This is a genomic window from Candidatus Accumulibacter aalborgensis (assembly GCF_900089955.1).
Lineage (GTDB): Bacteria > Pseudomonadota > Gammaproteobacteria > Burkholderiales > Rhodocyclaceae > Accumulibacter > Accumulibacter aalborgensis.
The window spans coordinates 24924-42203 of sequence record NZ_FLQX01000133.1; the positions used below are offsets into that span (position 1 = coordinate 24924).

16 protein-coding genes and 1 riboswitch are annotated in these 17280 nt (G+C 62.6%); of the genes, 6 read left to right on the plus strand and 10 right to left on the minus strand.

The features are described 5' to 3' along the window. Positions 1 to 101: 101 nt before the first annotated feature. Together ACCAA_RS15295 and ACCAA_RS15300 are read right to left on the minus strand one after the other, a co-directional pair. Entirely contained in the window at positions 102 to 1013 is a 912-nt protein-coding gene (locus ACCAA_RS15295; RefSeq protein ID WP_186408115.1) for a hydrogen peroxide-inducible genes activator, read from the minus strand. After that, positions 1010 to 1720, minus strand: a complete 711-nt coding sequence (locus ACCAA_RS15300) for a 16S rRNA pseudouridine(516) synthase (protein ID WP_186408172.1) — start codon at positions 1718 to 1720, stop codon at positions 1010 to 1012. The genes ACCAA_RS15295 and ACCAA_RS15300 overlap by 4 nt, the downstream gene beginning before the upstream one ends. A 178-nt stretch (positions 1721 to 1898) precedes the next feature. Between ACCAA_RS15300 and ACCAA_RS15305 the strand changes: the two genes are divergently transcribed. Then, complete coding sequence (locus ACCAA_RS15305; RefSeq protein WP_186408116.1) at positions 1899 to 2240, plus strand: DUF1840 domain-containing protein; 342 nt, start codon at positions 1899 to 1901, stop codon at positions 2238 to 2240. A 104-nt stretch (positions 2241 to 2344) separates the two neighbouring features. Here the strand turns inward: ACCAA_RS15305 and thiC are convergent, their stop codons facing one another. Continuing rightward, the gene (gene thiC, locus ACCAA_RS15310) at positions 2345 to 4261 is read right to left on the minus strand and encodes a phosphomethylpyrimidine synthase ThiC (protein WP_186408117.1); all 1917 of its coding nucleotides are present in this window, start codon (positions 4259 to 4261) and stop codon (positions 2345 to 2347) included. Positions 4262 to 4362: 101 nt separating this feature from the next. Beyond that, positions 4363 to 4464: riboswitch (TPP riboswitch) on the minus strand. Between the two features lie 203 nt (positions 4465 to 4667). On the opposite strand from thiC, the gene ACCAA_RS15315 reads away from it, so the two are divergent. The 5 genes from ACCAA_RS15315 to ACCAA_RS15335 all read left to right on the plus strand — a co-directional run bounded on the left by ACCAA_RS15315 (position 4668) and on the right by ACCAA_RS15335 (position 12097). Beyond that, positions 4668 to 4934, plus strand: coding sequence for a hypothetical protein (locus ACCAA_RS15315; RefSeq protein WP_186408118.1), 267 nt, complete (start codon positions 4668 to 4670; stop codon positions 4932 to 4934). Positions 4935 to 4938: 4 nt separating this feature from the next. Then, a complete protein-coding gene (locus ACCAA_RS15320) occupies positions 4939 to 6177 on the plus strand; it encodes an L-serine ammonia-lyase (protein ID WP_186408119.1) in 1239 nt (412 codons plus the stop codon). A gap of 507 nt (positions 6178 to 6684) precedes the next feature. Then, on the plus strand, positions 6685 to 10536 hold the full coding sequence (gene hrpA / locus ACCAA_RS15325; RefSeq protein WP_186408173.1) for an ATP-dependent RNA helicase HrpA: 3852 nt from the start codon (positions 6685 to 6687) through the stop codon (positions 10534 to 10536). 56 nt (positions 10537 to 10592) lie between these two features. Continuing rightward, complete coding sequence (locus ACCAA_RS15330) at positions 10593 to 11345, plus strand: EI24 domain-containing protein (protein WP_186408120.1); 753 nt, start codon at positions 10593 to 10595, stop codon at positions 11343 to 11345. Further along, entirely contained in the window at positions 11342 to 12097 is a 756-nt protein-coding gene (locus ACCAA_RS15335; protein WP_186408121.1) for a competence/damage-inducible protein A, read from the plus strand. The genes ACCAA_RS15330 and ACCAA_RS15335 overlap by 4 nt, the downstream gene beginning before the upstream one ends. A 127-nt stretch (positions 12098 to 12224) precedes the next feature. Here the strand turns inward: ACCAA_RS15335 and ACCAA_RS15340 are convergent, their stop codons facing one another. From ACCAA_RS15340 to ACCAA_RS15370, 7 genes are all read right to left on the minus strand, one after another. Continuing rightward, positions 12225 to 12773 carry a phasin family protein gene (locus ACCAA_RS15340; RefSeq protein ID WP_186408122.1) on the minus strand — a complete coding sequence of 183 codons (549 nt, stop codon included), beginning with the start codon at positions 12771 to 12773 and terminating at the stop codon, positions 12225 to 12227. A 31-nt stretch (positions 12774 to 12804) separates the two neighbouring features. Further along, complete coding sequence (locus tag ACCAA_RS15345) at positions 12805 to 13356, minus strand: phasin family protein (protein WP_186408123.1); 552 nt, start codon at positions 13354 to 13356, stop codon at positions 12805 to 12807. A 316-nt stretch (positions 13357 to 13672) separates the two neighbouring features. Beyond that, a complete protein-coding gene (gene lptA, locus ACCAA_RS15350) occupies positions 13673 to 14272 on the minus strand; it encodes a lipopolysaccharide transport periplasmic protein LptA (protein ID WP_186408124.1) in 600 nt (199 codons plus the stop codon). Between the two features lie 2 nt (positions 14273 to 14274). Beyond that, complete coding sequence (gene lptC, locus ACCAA_RS15355) at positions 14275 to 14862, minus strand: LPS export ABC transporter periplasmic protein LptC (protein ID WP_186408125.1); 588 nt, start codon at positions 14860 to 14862, stop codon at positions 14275 to 14277. Next, positions 14859 to 15356 carry a KdsC family phosphatase gene (locus tag ACCAA_RS15360; protein ID WP_245754598.1) on the minus strand — a complete coding sequence of 166 codons (498 nt, stop codon included), beginning with the start codon at positions 15354 to 15356 and terminating at the stop codon, positions 14859 to 14861. Before ACCAA_RS15360 ends, lptC begins: the two co-directional genes overlap by 4 nt. Before the next feature lie 56 nt (positions 15357 to 15412). Continuing rightward, a complete protein-coding gene (locus tag ACCAA_RS15365) occupies positions 15413 to 16396 on the minus strand; it encodes a KpsF/GutQ family sugar-phosphate isomerase (protein ID WP_186408127.1) in 984 nt (327 codons plus the stop codon). Positions 16397 to 16468: 72 nt separating this feature from the next. After that, on the minus strand, positions 16469 to 17155 hold the full coding sequence (locus ACCAA_RS15370) for a prepilin-type N-terminal cleavage/methylation domain-containing protein (protein ID WP_186408128.1): 687 nt from the start codon (positions 17153 to 17155) through the stop codon (positions 16469 to 16471). Positions 17156 to 17280: the final 125 nt, after the last annotated feature.

Consider the following 17280-nt stretch of genomic DNA (forward strand, 5'->3'; position numbering starts at 1 on the left):
GTGGAACAATTCCGCCGGGAGTACGCGCGCCAAGCGCGAAATCGGGATGTCCCTCGCCCCTTACTCAATGCCATGCGCAGCGCACACGGCGCCGGACTTGCTCATACAACGACGACGCCAGGTGGTGGCGCGTCAAGAATCGCTGCGCGCAGGAGATCGATTGCTTGTGGTCGCGGGAACGTCGCCCGCCAGGCGACCACCACCCTGCGCACTGGTGCCGGCGCACTGAACTGGCGTGACTGCAGCAGCAAATCATCCTGCGGCCACGTCGCCGCAGCCGACGCGGGCACAATCGAGATGCCAGCACCACTCGCCACCATGTAACGCACCGTTTCCAGCGAACTGCCCTCCAGCGCGCCGTCGGTACCACCAGGTACAGCGAGCTGCGGGCAGGCCTGTACCACCTGATCACGAAAACAGTTCCCGTTGCCCAGCAACAGCAGATTCTCGGCCGCCACCTGATCGGCGTCGATCAGCGTTTGCTGTGCCAATGGGTGCCCGCTGGGCATGACCAGACAGAACGGCTCCTCATACACCACACACGAGACAATGCCGGGCTCAAGAAAAGGCAGCGCGACGACAATCACGTCAACATCACCGCGACGAAGTTGCGCCGCCAGATTGACGGTGAAATCCTCGTACAGATAGAGTGGCATCCGCGGGGCGCGAGCGTGCAAGGCAGGGATCAGCCGTGGCAGCAGGTAGGGCGCGATGGTATAGATCACCCCCAGACGCAGAGGGCCCTGCAGCGGATCCTTGCCCTGCTCAACGATCTCCCTGAGTCTGTCGGCTTCATCGAGCACCCTCTCGGCTTGCGCCGCAATCTGCTCACCGATCATCGTCAGCCGAACATCGGTCGAAGAGCGTTCAAAGACCATCACGCCGTACCTCTGCTCGACCTTCTTCAGGGCAACCGAGAGCGTTGGCTGGCTGACGTGGCATTTCTCCGCCGCACGACCGAAGTGCCGCTCCCGAGCCAGGGCCACGATATAACGCAGTTCAGTCAGAGTCATCGCCGAAAATCCTGGCGGAGGCCAAGCTGGTCGGCTTCCAGCCACATCCAGTGACCTGGAGACAGTCCCGGCGGCAGCGCCAGGCCACCAATCGCCAGCCGATGCAGAGACTCGACACGATTGCCTGCGGCAGCAAGCATGCGCTTGACGAGATGGTACTTTCCCAGCGTCACGGTGAGCAGCAAGCGCCGGTCGTCCAGTCGCTCACACGCTGCCGCGGCGACCGCCGTCGGCTCGTCGTGCAAGCACACACCGTTCAACAGGACAGCGACCTGGGCGTCGTCCACCGGATGGCGCGTACCGACTTCATAGACCTTCGCGACCAACTTTCGCGGCGAAGTGCAGGCGTGCACAAACTGGCCGTCGTCGGTCATCAGCAGCAAGCCTGTCGTATCCGCATCCAGCCGCCCAACGGCCTGAACACCCCGCCTGAGCAGGGCCTGCGGCAGGAGTGAGTACACACTCGGGTGGTGCTGCGGCCGATGCGAGCACTCGTAGCCAGCGGGCTTGTTCAGCGCCACATAGACAAATTTCCGGTAGGTCCAGCTTTCGCCATCGACCGCAAAAGTCAGCCCATCCGGCTCAAACTGCGCCAGCGGCTCGTCACAGAGTTGCCCTCTGACGCGGACTCGCTGTGCGCAGACCAGAGCACGACACTCGGCCCGGCTGCCAAAACCTTGCGACCTGAGCAAACGTTCCAGCTCCATCATTGTTCCGCCTTGCACCGCAGCCTCCCTTCAGAACGCGATTCTCCCTCCGGGATGCACGTCACGGCCCGCGCTGCGTCGAACATGTCATCCGCCTTAACCTCAACCCGCTCTTGTTCTTCCTTGTACGAGCGGCGACAATAGACCGCATGATCATCAATTTCAAGGAGACTCACCCATGCTGGTCAAATTTACTTCAAGCACCTCAGGGCAGATCATGATGTTCGCCCCCGTGGCGCGCCAACTGCTCGACATCGTTGGCAAGGAATGCACGGCGCGCGGAGTCATTACCACCGAACAGTTACCCGAGGCGATCGAGCGCCTGCGCCTGGCGGCTGCCGCCGCGAGCAGCACGCCCTCGCCAGCGACCGAGGACGCCACGGCCAGCGAAGACAGCGCCAGCGAGGCCGAGTCTGCGCGAGTCGGCCTGGGTCAGCGCGCCTACCCGCTGATCGAAATTCTCGAGTGGACGCGCACGGAAGATGGCTTCGTGCTCTGGGAAGCAGCAAGCGACTTTTGACTTTTGAGTGGTCGATCCGTCAGTCGATCGACGGCCCGACCCCGCGCTGACCAGTCGGGATCTGGGTCGCCTGGTCAGCGCATCCGCCGCGCTCGGCGGGCCCTTCAGAGCTTGCGATAGACTTCGGCTCCAGCCTTGACGAATTCAACTGCCTTCACCTCCAAGCCCTTGGTCAGCGCCTCGCTTTCGCTGACACCCTGCGCAAGGGCAAACTCCCTCACCTCCTGGGTGATCTTCATCGAGCAGAAATGCGGACCGCACATGGAGCAGAAGTGCGCTACCTTCGCCGATTCCTTGGGCAGGGTTTCGTCGTGGAACTCGCGCGCCTTGTCCGGGTCTAGGCCCAGGTTGAACTGGTCGTCCCAGCGGAATTCGAAACGTGCTTTCGACAGGGCGTTGTCGCGAATCTGGGCACCGGGGTGACCCTTGGCCAGATCCGAAACATGGGCGGCAAGCTTGTAGGTAATGATCCCTTCCTTGACATCGTCCTTGTCCGGCAGGCCAAGGTGTTCCTTGGGTGTCACGTAGCACAACATGGCGGTACCGAACCAGCCAATCATCGCGGCACCGATACCGCTGGTGATGTGATCGTAACCGGGAGCGATGTCGGTAGTCAGCGGGCCAAGGGTGTAGAACGGCGCTTCCTTGCACTGATCGAGCTGCAGGTCCATGTTTTCCTTGATCATGTGCATCGGAACATGGCCCGGACCCTCGATCATGACCTGCACGTCGTGCCGCCAGGCAATTTCGGTTAGTTCCCCGAGGGTCTTCAACTCACCGAGTTGAGCTTCGTCGTTCGCGTCGTAGATCGAACCGGGGCGCAGGCCGTCGCCAAGGCTGAAAGCGACGTCATAGGCCTTCATGATGGCGCAAATCTCTTCGAAGTGCGTGTACAGGAAACTCTCCTTGTGATGTGCCAGGCACCACTTGGCCATGATGGAACCGCCGCGCGAGACGATGCCGGTCAGGCGTGTCGCGGTCAGCGGCACATAGCGCAAGAGCACCCCAGCATGAATCGTGAAGTAGTCGACCCCCTGCTCGGCTTGTTCGATCAAGGTATCACGGAAAATTTCCCAGGTCAGGTCTTCGGCCTTGCCATTGACCTTCTCGAGCGCCTGGTAGATCGGCACTGTCCCGATCGGCACCGGGCTGTTGCGAATGATCCACTCGCGCGTCTCGTGGATGTTCTTGCCCGTCGACAGGTCCATCACCGTATCGCCGCCCCAGCGAATCGCCCAGGTCATCTTCTCGACTTCCTCCTGGATGCTCGAGCCGAGCGCTGAATTGCCGATGTTGGCGTTGATCTTGGTCAGGAAGTTGCGGCCGATAATCATCGGCTCGCTTTCCGGGTGATTGATATTACAAGGGATGATCGCCCGGCCGCGTGCCACCTCCGAGCGAACGAATTCCGGGCTGATCTCGTCGGGAATAGTGGCCCCGAAACTTTCGCCCCGGTGCTGGCGGCACAGGATCTGCGCAAAGCGATCTCCCTGTGGACCGGAAGCCCGCAACTGGTCGACGTAGGCGCGTCGGTTGTTGTTCTCGCGGATGGCAACATACTCCATTTCCGGCGTGATGATGCCGCGCCGTGCATAGTGCATCTGGCTGACGTTGGCACCTGCTCTGGCGCGCAAAGGCTTGCGTTGCAGGCCGGGGAAGCGCATTTCATTCAAGGCCAGGTCGGCCGCACGAGTACGCCCGAAATCGGAACTCATACCCGACAAAGTGTCGGTGTCGCCGCGCTCGGCAATCCACTGCGCGCGTAGCGCCGGCAAGCCCTGACGAATGTCGATCTTCGCCTGCGTATCGGAATAGGGACCGGAACAATCGTAGACATAGATCGGCGGGTTTTTCTCGCCACCGAAAGCGGTGTCGGTGTCCGACTGAGAAATTTCACGCATCGGTACACGAATGTCTGGTCGGCTACCTGCGATGTAGACCTTGCGAGAGTTCGGGAGCGGCTTGATGGCCGCCTCATCGACGTGGGCGTCATTAGCGATGAATCGTTCGTTAGCGTTCATGATGTTTCCTTGCAAAGGGGTATGGCAAAAGCCGCTGCTGACACGTCGAGCGTGCAAGGGCCTGGCCTAGCGAGCGATGGCAAAGAACAACACACTGCGCAAGCAGACGCCTTCCGCTTCCCTACGACGGCATGACCCGTACAGGTTCGAAGGGACTCTCTCAGCCGCACCCAGACAACAGTCCGGCACCCCCAACGTGGACGCTCAACTTACGGGAAATTCAGGCCGTTAGCAAGAAAGTTCGCCGCTCGACCCGCCCACGTGATGGGTCTGCAAGGAAGAGAGTTCTTCAGCCGGCGCAGGCACTCCTCGCCAAGCGCATCCAGATACGGCAATATGGAATTGAAAGACATCCAGTCGGCGACACGCGGTTTGGGGCTGGAGTCGTAAATATCAAGGACACTCAATGATCGAGCTGCACGACAAGAAAGCCCAACGGCAGACGAACATCCAGCACTGCCACGAGAAGGACATCATCCTGCCCACCTGCGCGCACCTGCAAGACCCCGGCCTGATTCCGGCGTCGGTGAAGAGCGAGCTGGCGAACATCGGCCTGTGGGACGTGCAGGTCAAGGCCTTGTTCGGCATCAACTGGGATGACCAAGCAGTGGCGCAGGGCGGCGTCTTCGACGACGCAAAAAGCCGTTCGTGCCCCCCCCAAGCGGGATGCTGAGGACATGAAATCCCTGCGAGAACTCTACCGCATCGGCCTTGGCCCTTCCAGTAGTCATACGATGGGGCCGCGCTTTGCCGCCGAAGACTTCAAAGCCGCATACCCCACGGCGGCACGCCTGCGGGTCACGCTCTATGGCACCCTGGCGGCCACCGGTCGCGGCCATCTCACCGATCTGGCCGTCAGCGCGCCGTTTTCGCCGACACCGGTAGACATCGTCTGGCTGCCCGATCACTCGCTGCCGCGTCACCCCAACGGCATTCAGTTCGAGGCGCTCGACACCGACGACAGCGTCCTTGCCAGACGCGTGGTGTACTCTGTGGGCGGCGGTGCCCTGCTCGACGAAGACGGCCGGCCCGACGGTGGCGACGATATCTATCCCTATGCCGGCATGCAGGCGATCCTGGAAGAAACTGAACGTGAGCGCCTGATGATCTGGGAACTGGTCGACCACCACGAAGGACCAGCCATCCGGCCGTATCTGCGGGCCATCTGGATCAGCATGCAGAAAACCATCGCCGCCGGCCTGAACGCCGAAGGCCGCTTGCCGGGTACGCTGAATGTGCCGCGCAAGGCCTCGGCTTATCATGCTCGCGCGCAAAACCTTGCCGGCTACTTCGGACAGACCGCGCTGCAGTTCGCCTACGCGCTGGCCGTGTCCGAGGAGAATGCCGCCGGCGGCGAGGTGGTGACCGCGCCGACCTGCGGCGCCTCGGGTGTGCTACCCGCCGTGCTCTTCTTCCTGCAACAGCAGGCGAAACTGTCCGACGAAAAGATCCACCGCGCGCTGGCGACGGCCGGGCTGATCGGCAACATCGTCAAGCGCAACGCCTCGATTTCGGGCGCCGAAGTCGGCTGCCAAGGCGAAGTGGGAACGGCCTGCGCGATGGCGGCCGCTGCCGCCGCACAACTGTTGGGAGGCTCGGTGCGCCAGATAGAATATGCTTCAGAGATGGGGCTGGAACATCATCTCGGCCTCACTTGTGACCCCATCGGCGGCTATGTGCAGATCCCCTGCATCGAACGTAACGCCGTCGCCGCGGTACGCGCCGTCGACTGCGCCGCCTACGCCCTGCTCTCTGATGGCCAGCATATCGTCTCCTTCGACGAAGTGGTGCGCACCATGTGGGAGACGGGTCGCGACATGAAGGCCAGTTATCGGGAAACGGCGCGCGGCGGTCTGGCCAGGGTCCACGCCGTGCGCAAGAAAGGCGCCGGCAGCGTTCCCGGCATGGGAAGCTGAGCCTGGCGCTTCCAGCACGACGTTTGGTGGGGACCGTTGTCTCCCTGGTGGCCACTGTAGGCCAGCAACACATGCCGACCCAAGCACGATGGTTGACCTACACCCACGTGCTCAAGCGCGGTGGGCATGGAGCCCAGGTTCGGAGTTCGGAGTTCGGAGTCCGCTCGACGCACTGGTGTACAATGCGAGGATGGCACTCTCACTGGCATGCGTGGCCAGTCCCATAGCTCCGTCGGTCGGGTTGGCGCAGCGTAACCCGACGCTTCTGGTGCCGGATGTTGGGTACGCCCTGCGGCCTGACCCCGCCCACGGAGCTACCAGGCGAGACGCTCAGGTGGCCATGTGCCAGGCGTGGCGGAGGGTCGTCGCCCTGCCAGGGTGGCCCCAGTGGCCCGTTTTCCCAAACCGATGATCGCAAAGACCACACCTCTGGCCACCCGCACACCGCCTCCGCCCGCCAACCCTCTTGCCGACTGCCTGGCTGTTGATCAGCGCCGTCTGCGGTCGATGGCGCGCGACCTCCGGCACCTCTTTGGCGCCAAGCGCGATGCGCTGCAGGCCGAGCGCGACAGACTATTCGACAAGTCGCTCGCTGCCGTGGCGGCGCGGCGAGCGCGCCTGCCTAGCCCCGAGTTCGCCGACGACCTGCCGGTCAACGCGCGGCGCGACGAGATCGCAACGCTGATCGCGAAGCACCAGGTGGTGATCGTCTGTGGTGAGACGGGCTCGGGCAAGACGACGCAGATTCCGAAAATCTGTCTCGATATCGGCCGCGGAACGACCGGACTGATCGGGCACACACAGCCGCGGCGCATCGCCGCGCGGGCGACGGCGACACGCATCGCTCAGGAACTGCACAGCGAGTTGGGGCTCCTCGTCGGCTACAAGATTCGCTTCAGCGATCGCATGTCACCCGATGCCTTCGTCAAACTGATGACCGACGGCATCCTGCTCGCCGAGACGCAGGGCGACTCGTGGCTGGAGCAGTACGACACGCTGATCATCGACGAGGCGCACGAGCGCAGCCTGAACATCGACTTCCTGCTCGGCTACCTCAAGCAGTTATTGCCGAGGCGGCGCGATCTGAAGCTGATCATCACCTCGGCGACGATCGACGCCGACCGTTTTTCGAAGCACTTCGACGCCGCGCCGGTGATCGAGGTCTCGGGCCGGTTGTATCCGGTTGAGCTGCGCTATCGCCCGCTACACACCGCAGAGACTGACGCCGCCGGCAATGCTACCGGCGACGATGAACGTGACCTGTACGATGCGATCGCCGACGCCTGCGACGAGTTGCATCGCGTCGGACCCGGTGACGTGCTGGTCTTCCTGCCCGGCGAGCGCGAGATCCGCGAGGCGGCCGAGGCGCTGCGCAAGCACCACCCACCACACACCGAGATCCTGCCGCTCTTTGCCCGTCTGTCGGCCGAGGAGCAGGGCCGGATCTTCAAGCCCCACGTCGGCCGCCGGATCGTTCTGGCGACCAACGTCGCCGAGACCTCTCTGACCGTGCCGGGAATCCGCTACGTCGTCGATTCGGGTCTGGCGCGCGTCAAGCGCTATTCGTATCGCAACAAGGTCGAGCAGTTACAGATCGAAAGGATCGCTCAGGCTTCGGCCAACCAGCGTTCCGGTCGTTGTGGCCGCGTCGCGGCGGGCGTCTGCATCCGCCTTTACGACGAGCAGGACTTCGCGCTGCGGCCGGCGTATGCCGATCCGGAGATCCTGCGCTCGTCGCTGGCCGGCGTGATCCTGCGCATGAAAGCGCTGCGCCTCGGCGACATCGAGGATTTCCCCTTCCTTGAAGCGCCGCCGCGCAAGGCGATCAGCAACGGCTACCAGTTGCTGATCGAACTCGGCGCGGTGACCGCCGAAAACTCGCTGACCCCGGTCGGCCACGAGCTGGCGAAAATGCCGCTCGACCCGCGGCTGGCACGAATGATCGTCGCCGCGCGCGACGAAGGCTGCCTGCGCGAGGTGCTGGTGATCGCCGCCGCGCTGTCGGTGCAGGATCCGCGTGAGCGTCCGCAGGAGCGGCAGGGGACGGCCGACGCCGCGCACCGCAAGTTTGCCGACGAGAAGTCGGAGTTTCTTTCCTGGCTCAGGCTCTGGGACTGGTATGCAGCCGAGCTCGAACAGCGCAAGTCGCAGCGCAAGCTGGTCGAGGCCTGCCACGAAAACTTCGTGTCCGCGCTACGCATGCGCGAATGGCGCGACATTCACAGCCAGTTGCACGCGCTGGCGGCCGAGCAGCAGTGGCGAGACAACCAGTTGCCGGCGGCCTACGACTCGATTCATCGCGCTCTGCTCGCCGGTCTGCTCGGCAACATCGGCTGCAAGTCGGAGGATTCGGGGCACTACCTCGGCGCGCACGGAATCAAGTTCCTGATTCATCCGGGGTCGGCGCTGCAGAAGAAGGCCGGCAAGTGGATCGTCGCGGCAGAATTAAGCGAAACGACTCGGCTGTTCGCGCGCTGCGTAGCGCGCGTCGAACCCGAATGGCTCGAACAGGTCGGCGCGCATCTCCTCAAGCGGAGCTGGTTTGACCCCCACTGGGAGCAGAAGGCGATGCAGGCGATCGCTTTCGAGCGCATCACGCTGTACGGCATCGTCGTCGAAGCGCGTCGGCGGGTTAACTTCGGGCCGCTGAATCCGTCTGTCGCACGCGAGATCTTCATCCGGCAGGCTCTCGTCGAGGGCGAGGTCAACGAGGAGTTCGCGCGTCGCTGGGGTTTCTTCACCCACAACCAGCAGTTGATGCTCGATATCGAGACACTCGAACACAAATCGCGCCGCCCCGACGTTCTGGTCGACGACGAGCTGATCTTCGCTTTCTACGACCAGATCGTCCCCGAGGGGATCTTTAGCGCCGCCGCTTTCGACAAGTGGCGGCGCGAGGCCGAACGTGAGCAGCCGCAACTACTCTACTTGCAGCGCGAAGACCTCATGCGGCACGAGGCCGCCGGAGTGACCAGTGAGGCTTTTCCGCATCAACTGCGCCTCGGCGGCGTCGACTTCGAGCTGGCGTATCACTTCGAACCGGGCAGTGCGCGCGATGGCGTGACGCTGACCGTTCCGCTGGCACAACTCAACCAACTGCCGGCGGCGCGCTGCGAGTGGCTGGTGCCGGGGCTGCTCAAGGAAAAGGTCCAACAGCTCGTCAAGACCTTGCCGCAGAAAATTCGCGCGAAGCTGGTACCGGTGCCGGCCTTCGCCGCCGAGTTCGTGACCCAGGTGGCGCCTGCCGACAAGCCGCTGGTGACCGCGCTGGTGAGCTTCATCCTGCAGTCGCGCGGGCTCAACGCGCGTGGTTGGGAGATCACTCCCGACGCCTTTCGCGCCGATGCCTTGCCGGCGCACCTGTCGTTCAGTTTCCGCTTGCTCGACGAGAATGGGCGCCAGCTCGCGATGAGCCGCAATCTAAGCGAACTGCGCGCCGAGTGGGGGCGCGAGGCGAAGCAGGAGTTCACCGAGCTGCACGAAACTCCCGACGGGTATTCGCGGATGACCGACTGGGCTTTTGGCGAACTGCCCGAGCTGCTGGAAGTCCAGGGCCGCGGCGGGCAGCGGATCCTCGGCTACGCCGGCCTCACCGACGACGGCGACAGCGTCTCGCTGTGCGTCTTCGATTCGCCCGAGGAGGCACGGCAGGCGCATGCAGCCGGCCTGCTGCGGCTGTTCAGGTTGCAGTTCCGCGAGCAGGTAAAGTATTTCGAGAAGAACCTGCCCGGACTCTCCCAGATGGCGATGCAGTTCATGGCGCTAGGGACGCTCGACGAGCTGCGCCGGCAGTTGCTCGATCTGGCTTTCGCGCGCGCCTGCCTGGGCGAACCGTGGCCAAGAGATGAGGCGGCTTTCAGGACGCGCTGCCTGGAGGCCAAGCCGAGGCTCAATCTGCTGGCGCAGGAAATCTGCCGCCTGGTCGGGCAGATCCTCGGCGACTGGCAGGCACTGCAGAAGAAACTGCCCGCGTTCAAGGTCTATCGCGACACCGTGCAGGATGTCGAAGCGCAGCTCGCGCGCCTCATTGGCAAGCGCTTCGTCGTCGATACGCCCTTCGAGCGCCTGCAGCACTATCCGCGCTACTTGCAGGCGATTACCCTGCGTCTCGACAAGTTGAAGGCCGCCGGCAGCCTGGGCGCCGCCCGCGATGCGCGCTTGCTGGCCGAGTATGCGCCGCTGTGGACCCTCTATGCGCGTCGGGCAAGTCTGCGCGCCAGGCAGGGCGTCGGCGAACCGCAGATCGAGCAGTTCCGCTGGTTGCTCGAGGAACTGCGTGTGCAGTTGTTCGCACAGGAACTGCGCACTCCGGTGCCGGTATCAAGCAAGCGGCTGCAGAAGATGTGGGAAAGCTTGTGAACCCTTGTTTCGACGATTATTCGGTGCGCATTCGATGACCGCCGCAGGAGCGAACGATGAATGAGGTGATGCTGGCGCTGCTGCGCAGCGTGAAGACGCTCGGACGTGGGCGGGTCTGGCTGCTCTTGTTCGCTCCGGCGGCGGTGGCGCTGCTGATCTGGGTCGGGCTGGCGCTCTTCTTCCTCGAACACCTGATCGCCAGCCTGTTCGAGCAGCCACCGCTGACCTGGCTGGCTGGCTGGGGAGCGATCTGGCTGGCCAAGTTGGTGGCAGTGCTCGGTGGCTGGCTGATCGTTCTCTCCGTGGCCTACGTCACCGCGATGTTGCTGGCCGCCATTTTTGTCATGCCGCTGTTGCTCGAACAGGTGGCCGTCGCCGACTATCCGGAACTGGCGCGTCTGGGCACGGACAGCCTGACGGGGGCGGTGTGGAACAGCGTTTCGGCGGTGCTGCTATTCATCGTCGGCTGGCTGCTGACGCTGCCCTTGTGGCTGATCCCCGGGCTGGCCCTGCTGCTGCCGATCCTGTGGATGGCGTGGCTGACGCGCCGCACCTTTGCCTACGATGCGCTGACCCTGCACGCGACCGACGACGAATGGCAGCGCCTGCGCCACGGCCATGGATTCCCGCTGCTGCTCCTTGGCGTGATCCTGGCGCTGCTGACCCACATCCCGGTCGTTGGCCTGCTGACGCCGACGCTGGCTGCGCTGGCCTATACGCACTACTGCCTCGAAGCGCTGCGTCGCTCACGGAAGGGGGCGGTGGTGACCGTGTTCGCTCAGCCATCCAAAGAAAAGGAAATACCATGAATTTCGGGGCCATCATCCTCGGTGACGAGATCCTGTCGGGAAAACGCATCGACCGCCACTTTGCCAGGATTACCGAGCTACTGGCCGTCCGCGGCCTGCGCCTGTCGTGGGCCGAATATCTCGGTGACGAACGCTCGCGTATCGCGGCGACCGTGCGGCGCAGCCTGGCCGCCGGCGATGTGGTATTCAGCTTCGGCGGTATCGGCAACACACCCGACGACCACACCCGGCAGGCGGTAGCGGAAGCCCTGGGCGTGGACCTGGTCCTGCATCCGGATGCCGCGCGCGAAATCCGTGCCCGCTTCGGCGCCGAGACCACCGACGTTCGACTGCTGCTTGGCACCTTCCCGCGCGGCGTCGACATCATCCCCAACCCGTTCAACCGCATTCCGGGGTTTCGGGTGCGCGATCACCACTTCCTGCCGGGTTTTCCGCAGATGGCACATCCGATGGCCGAATGGGCCCTCGATACCTTCTACGCGCATCTTTTCAACCATCACCCGACGGTTGAAAGAGCATTTCTGCTCACCGGAGCAAACGCCTACGAAAGCGCTTTGCTCGATTTGATGGAGCGCGTCATCACCGAGTTTCCGGCGCTACGGCTCTTCAGCCTGCCGTCGATCTCTGAGGACGGGCAGCGACGGCACCTTGAACTGGGGGTCGAGGGCGATCCGGCCATCGCCGATCAGGCGATGGCCGCGATACGGCAGGAGGTCGAGCAACGCGGGATCAACTGGCAATGGCGGCCGTAGACGACAAACACGATTATCTGGACTGTAGGGTGCAATCAGCGAAGCGCGTTACACCCCAGGCAAGCACGAAAAAAACCCGGCGCGAGCCGGGGTTCGTGGGTCATCACGCGCCTGCAGCGCGAAAGACTTACTTCTTCGGGGTCAGGGCTGCGGCGGCCTGAGCCGTTGCGCTGGTAACCGCCTTCACATTGGTGTCGACGATGTCGGTCATCTGCTTGGCCATCTGCGAAATGTTCTCGAAGGCCGTGCTCGAAGCGTTCATCATCTGCTTCATCGCCGCACCAAACACGTCGCCGGCGATCGGCGTCGCTACGCCGGTCTTCTCGATGATGCCCGTAGCATTGTGGCGCATGGTGCTGTACTGATCTTCCATCACCGAAGTGATTTCACGCTGCATGTTGGCGGCCAGTTCATAGAGGCTGCGCGAGTATTCCATGAGCTTGTCGACGTTCGGCTGCGCCAAGGAAGCAGCGACATCTTTCAGTTGCTGCGGATCCTTGATGCCCATCAGTTGTTGCGCACCGCTGGTGCTGTTGTTGAACAACTCGCGGCTGGCAGCCAGGTTGAGGGCAGACAGTTGCTCGAGACCATGGAAAGCCGTGCGAACCAGGGTCATCATGACTTGCGCGTTGGCTTTCTGGCTCTGGGCGAGTTGTTCTAGATCGATAGTGCTCATGGATATCTCCGTGAATGACAGTGGTTCAGACTTATTTCTTGGCGTTGGCAGCAGTGGCGCCAACGGCCTTGACGGTGGCGTTGGTGGCTGCGGCGACATTGGCTTCGGCGATATCGGCAACCTGCTTGGCAGCCTTGTTCATGCTATCGAAAGCAGAGGTCGCGGCGGAAATTGCCGATTTGACGGCGGAAACCGCGACGTCGGAACCAACCGGCGCATTCTTGGCCGCCTTCTCGAGCAGACCAAGAGTCTGCTTCTGGAAGTCGGCGAACTGCGCTTCGAGAAGCTTCGAAATTTCTTCCTTCGACTGCGCCGAGATTTCATACACACTGCGCGTATAGGCGACTGCCTTCTCGAGGCTCGGCTGAGCAAGCGAAGCCTGCACCGAGAAAAACTCTTGCGGGTCTTTCGCGCCGAGCATCGCCTTGGCGTTGGCCACGCCGTCCTCGAGCATCGAGCGGGCGGTATTCAGGTTCAACGCCGCGATGCGCTCGGCGCTGGCCAGCGCGGTGTTGGCGAGAGTCAGCATGGCATCAACGGAAGCCTTGTTGGCGGCGGCGAATTGTTCGGGTGTTTTGAACACGGTAGATCTCCTCAGTAAAGGTGGGGCACAAAGTGTGCAATGGTTAACTTACCGATCCTTGTGCGTCACGCCACTCAGACCTTTTGTTGCACTGCACCATGTGTCGAATTATAGCCCTCTTGAACTGCATGTCAAGTATTTTTTTGCTGCGACAAACAATTCATATCATGATGTTTTAACTACAATTACATTCATTACTCCTGGCTCTTTGTCGGCGAGGAGGATCTTTGTTGCTATGCCGCATCAACCAGCCGTCAAGAGGTTGGCGTTGGCGCGTTGGCGGTGGCGCTTGTCGGTCGGCGCTATGGATCACGCTTCAGTCGACACTCGGGTTGACGTTTGGTGCGGGTTTGAGCATCAGTGGCGTACCTTTCTGATCAGGGGGACTCTTGCTCTTGGGCTGAATGATCGCGCGCACCCGCGCTTGCGGCGCGCCAGTGGCGCTCTTGACGCCAGTACCGGTGTTGACGACGTACTTCTCGTTCAGCGCATCATAGGAAATATACGGGCCTCTGACTTCGTCGAGCCCGCTCTGGACCCAGGCACGAATGAAGAACTGGGTGGTCTCGCTGCGCGCGTCGTGCTCAATGCGCTCAGCCTCGCCTTCCATCCATTCGTCGAGTCCCTCGCGCTTCTGCCGGAAACGGGCCAGACCATTGGCACCTCCGGTCGCAACACCTTTCTGGAAGCCATCGGCATCCTGCGTGACGACCATGCGATTGGTGCGAATGACCATCGTTCCCTGGGTCAGGACCACATTGCCATCAAGAGTCTGTACCTTGCTGAGGTCGTCGATGCTCATCCGGTCGGCTTCGAGGTGAATCGGCTTCTCGCGGTCGGCACGCTCGGCGTACGCTGGTAGCGAAAGGACTATGAGGACGCCGCACGTGCAGAGGGAGCAACAGGTATTCTTCATGTCTACGGTTTCTTCCTGGCCGGTTGACTTTCAATTTGTCCCATGACCTGAGATTCCAGCACGTAGGTCTGCAGCTGGTGATCAACCTTCATGCCGACTCCTCTAACCCAGGACTTTCCCTGCGTGATGACCACCGGGCTCTTGGTGAAGGCTCTTTCCTCATCGGTGAGGACCGTAAGTTCGGCTGTCTCGAGGACCAACTCCTCGTGTTTGCCGGTCGCAGCGCGTCGCATTTCGACCCGATCCTTGAGATCCACCTGCTCGCCTTTCGAGTTCGCATGTCCTTGCTCGGCGCTGATGGTGACCGTTGGCCGGGTCGGGAACAGGTAGACCAGCTTTGGTCTTGCCAGGTCGCTCGCATCGTCATCCGGGTAATGGCGAATCTCGTCCGCGAGCAGCGTGTATTGGAGCTTTCCGTCCTTGTCGAGCTTGCGTACCTTGGCGTCAGTGACCACGAAGTCGGGATCATGGCGGGTCTTGCCATCGTTCGGCACGGTCGGCAACTCGGTCGCGTAGCGCAGCCAGAATGTCAGTGCGGCCAGAGCGATCAGAAGGCTCAGCGGCAGGAGCGCGGTACTCCCCCGCGTCATTGCCCGGCCACCGGCAGGTAAAGCGCGAGAACGGCAGCGAGTTTGCCTTGCGCATCGAGAATGAACTCACATACTTCGCGTACCGCCCCGCGGCCGCCGCCACGGACGGTCGTCAGCGCGACGTGGCATTGGACCAGCGCATGGCCATCGCCAGGCGTCGCCGAAAAACCGCACGCGCTCATCACCGGCAGATCCACTATATCGTCGCCCATGTAACCGGCAGCGTCAGCGCTCAGTCCCAGTTCAGCGAGCAGCGAATTCATCACCCCACGCTTGTCGTCGACCGCCTGAAAGAGGTGCCGGATACCGAGGTTCTTCGCCCGCAACTCGACGCAACGTGCGCGCCGGCCGGTAATGATGGCCACCGTAATCCCTGCCTGCTGCAGCATCTTCAGACCAAGGCCGTCGAGGGTGTTGAAGGCCTTGATCTCGATTCCTTCGTCGGTGTAGAAGAGCGAGCCGTCGGTCAGCACGCCGTCGACGTCAAAAGCCATCAACTTGAGCCTGCGGGCGCGGGCCCCTGCGTCCTCGCGTTCGCGAGCCCCGGCCATCAGATGACCTTGGCTTTGAAGAGGTCGTGCATGTTGAGCGCGCCGACCAGCAGGCCGCTGTCGTCGACCACCGGCAACTGGTTGATCTGGTGCTGCTCCATCATCTCGACGGCCTCTACGGCGAGCCGGTCCGGCCCGATCGTGCGTGGCCGCTGGCCCATGATATCGGCCACAGACAGCGTTCTCAGGTCCAGGTCACGGGCGAAGGCGCGCCGCAGGTCACCGTCGGTGACCACGCCGATCACCCGACGCTGATCAGTCACCACCGCGGTCATGCCGATGCCGCCGCGCGAAATCTCGAGGATGGCGTCGGCCACACGGGTCTCGGAAAGAACTTCCGGCAGCGCGCTGCCGACGCGCATCACGTCGCGAACGTGCGTCAGCAGGCGGCGACCGAGCGAGCCGCCGGGATGCGAACGGGCAAAGTCCTCAGCGCCAAAACCGCGCGCATCGAGCAGAGCCACCGCCAGCGCATCGCCAAGCGCCAACACCGCCGTCGTGCTGGCGGTCGGTGCGAGATTGAGCGGACAAGCCTCCTGAGCGACTGCCGCATCGAGATGAACGTCGGCTGCGAGCGCCAGCGACGACTGTCGATTGCCGGTCACGCTGATCAGTTTGGCGCCCTGGCGCTTGATGCTCGGCACAATGGTCAGCAGTTCGGCGCTCTCGCCCGAATTGGAAAGTCCAATCAGCACGTCATCGCGGGTGATCATGCCGAGGTCACCATGGCTGGCCTCGGCCGGATGAACGAAAAAGGCCGGGGTTCCGGTGCTGGCCAGCGTCGAAGCAATCTTGCGCCCGACATGCCCGGACTTGCCCATGCCGCTGACGATCACGCGGCCGCGGCAATTGAGGATCAACCCCAGCGCTTGCAGGAAGGCACCGTCGATGCGGTCGATCAAGGCCAGCACGGCATCGCCTTCGATGCGCAGCACCTGGCGGGCAAGGTCGAGCGCTTTCGCTGAGGGCTGGATTTGGCTCATGAGCAGGCGGCAGTCGTCATCTGCCGAGTATAGCAGAAGCTCCTGGCACGCTCATCGCGCGCCGCGCGCGGCTCAGTACGAGGTACAGACGGTGTACGGGGTGCTGTCGACGATGTCCTTTGTCTCCACGGCTGCGTCGCCTCGTTTGGCATCGACTTTCGCCACCTGAACCGAGCCGCCGGCGGTGTTGCCGTCGTCCATCGTGGTATCTATCTGCTTGGCGTAGCGCCCAAGGATGCCATCGGAACAGACAAAAAACGAACCCCGCATGTCCTTGATCCACGGCGCCGGCGTGCCACTCTCGATGCCGATGAAGCCGCTGTCGGCATTCCGTGGCCGATAGTTGAGATCGTCAAGCTTGGTCGGCCCGGTGGCCAGGTTGGCAAGGCGAACGTGTTGCCAGAATACCGATGTTTCGCTGGTCGTAACGCCCTTGCCATCAGCGCCGCCGCTGTTCCAATCGCCGTCGATGCGCCCGTTGTTCGGTGCGCAGCCGGTGCTGCCTGTGCAAACAGTAGCCACCCCGGCGCCAAAAGCCGCATCCAGTTGTGCCTGTGACTGGTCGCCCGGGAACGCTTTGAAGCGATCCTGGTAACCATAGACGAGCGTCGAGACCGTACGGAAATCGCCCACCATATTCTTTACCTTGGCGCTGTTTATCAGCTCCTGTCCCTTCAAGACCCCGCCAAGCAACAGGCCGATGATGACGAGTACAATGGCAATCTCGACCAGGGTAAAACCGGACTGTTGATTTTTCATTTCGTTCTCCACGCAGTGTCGACAATCATGGCGGGTTCAAAGCACATTTCGTGCCAGCGTATTTTCGCTCTATTGGCCGCCAGCCCCTGCCGATCTGTCGATTTCTGGACACCATCGCCCAGAGT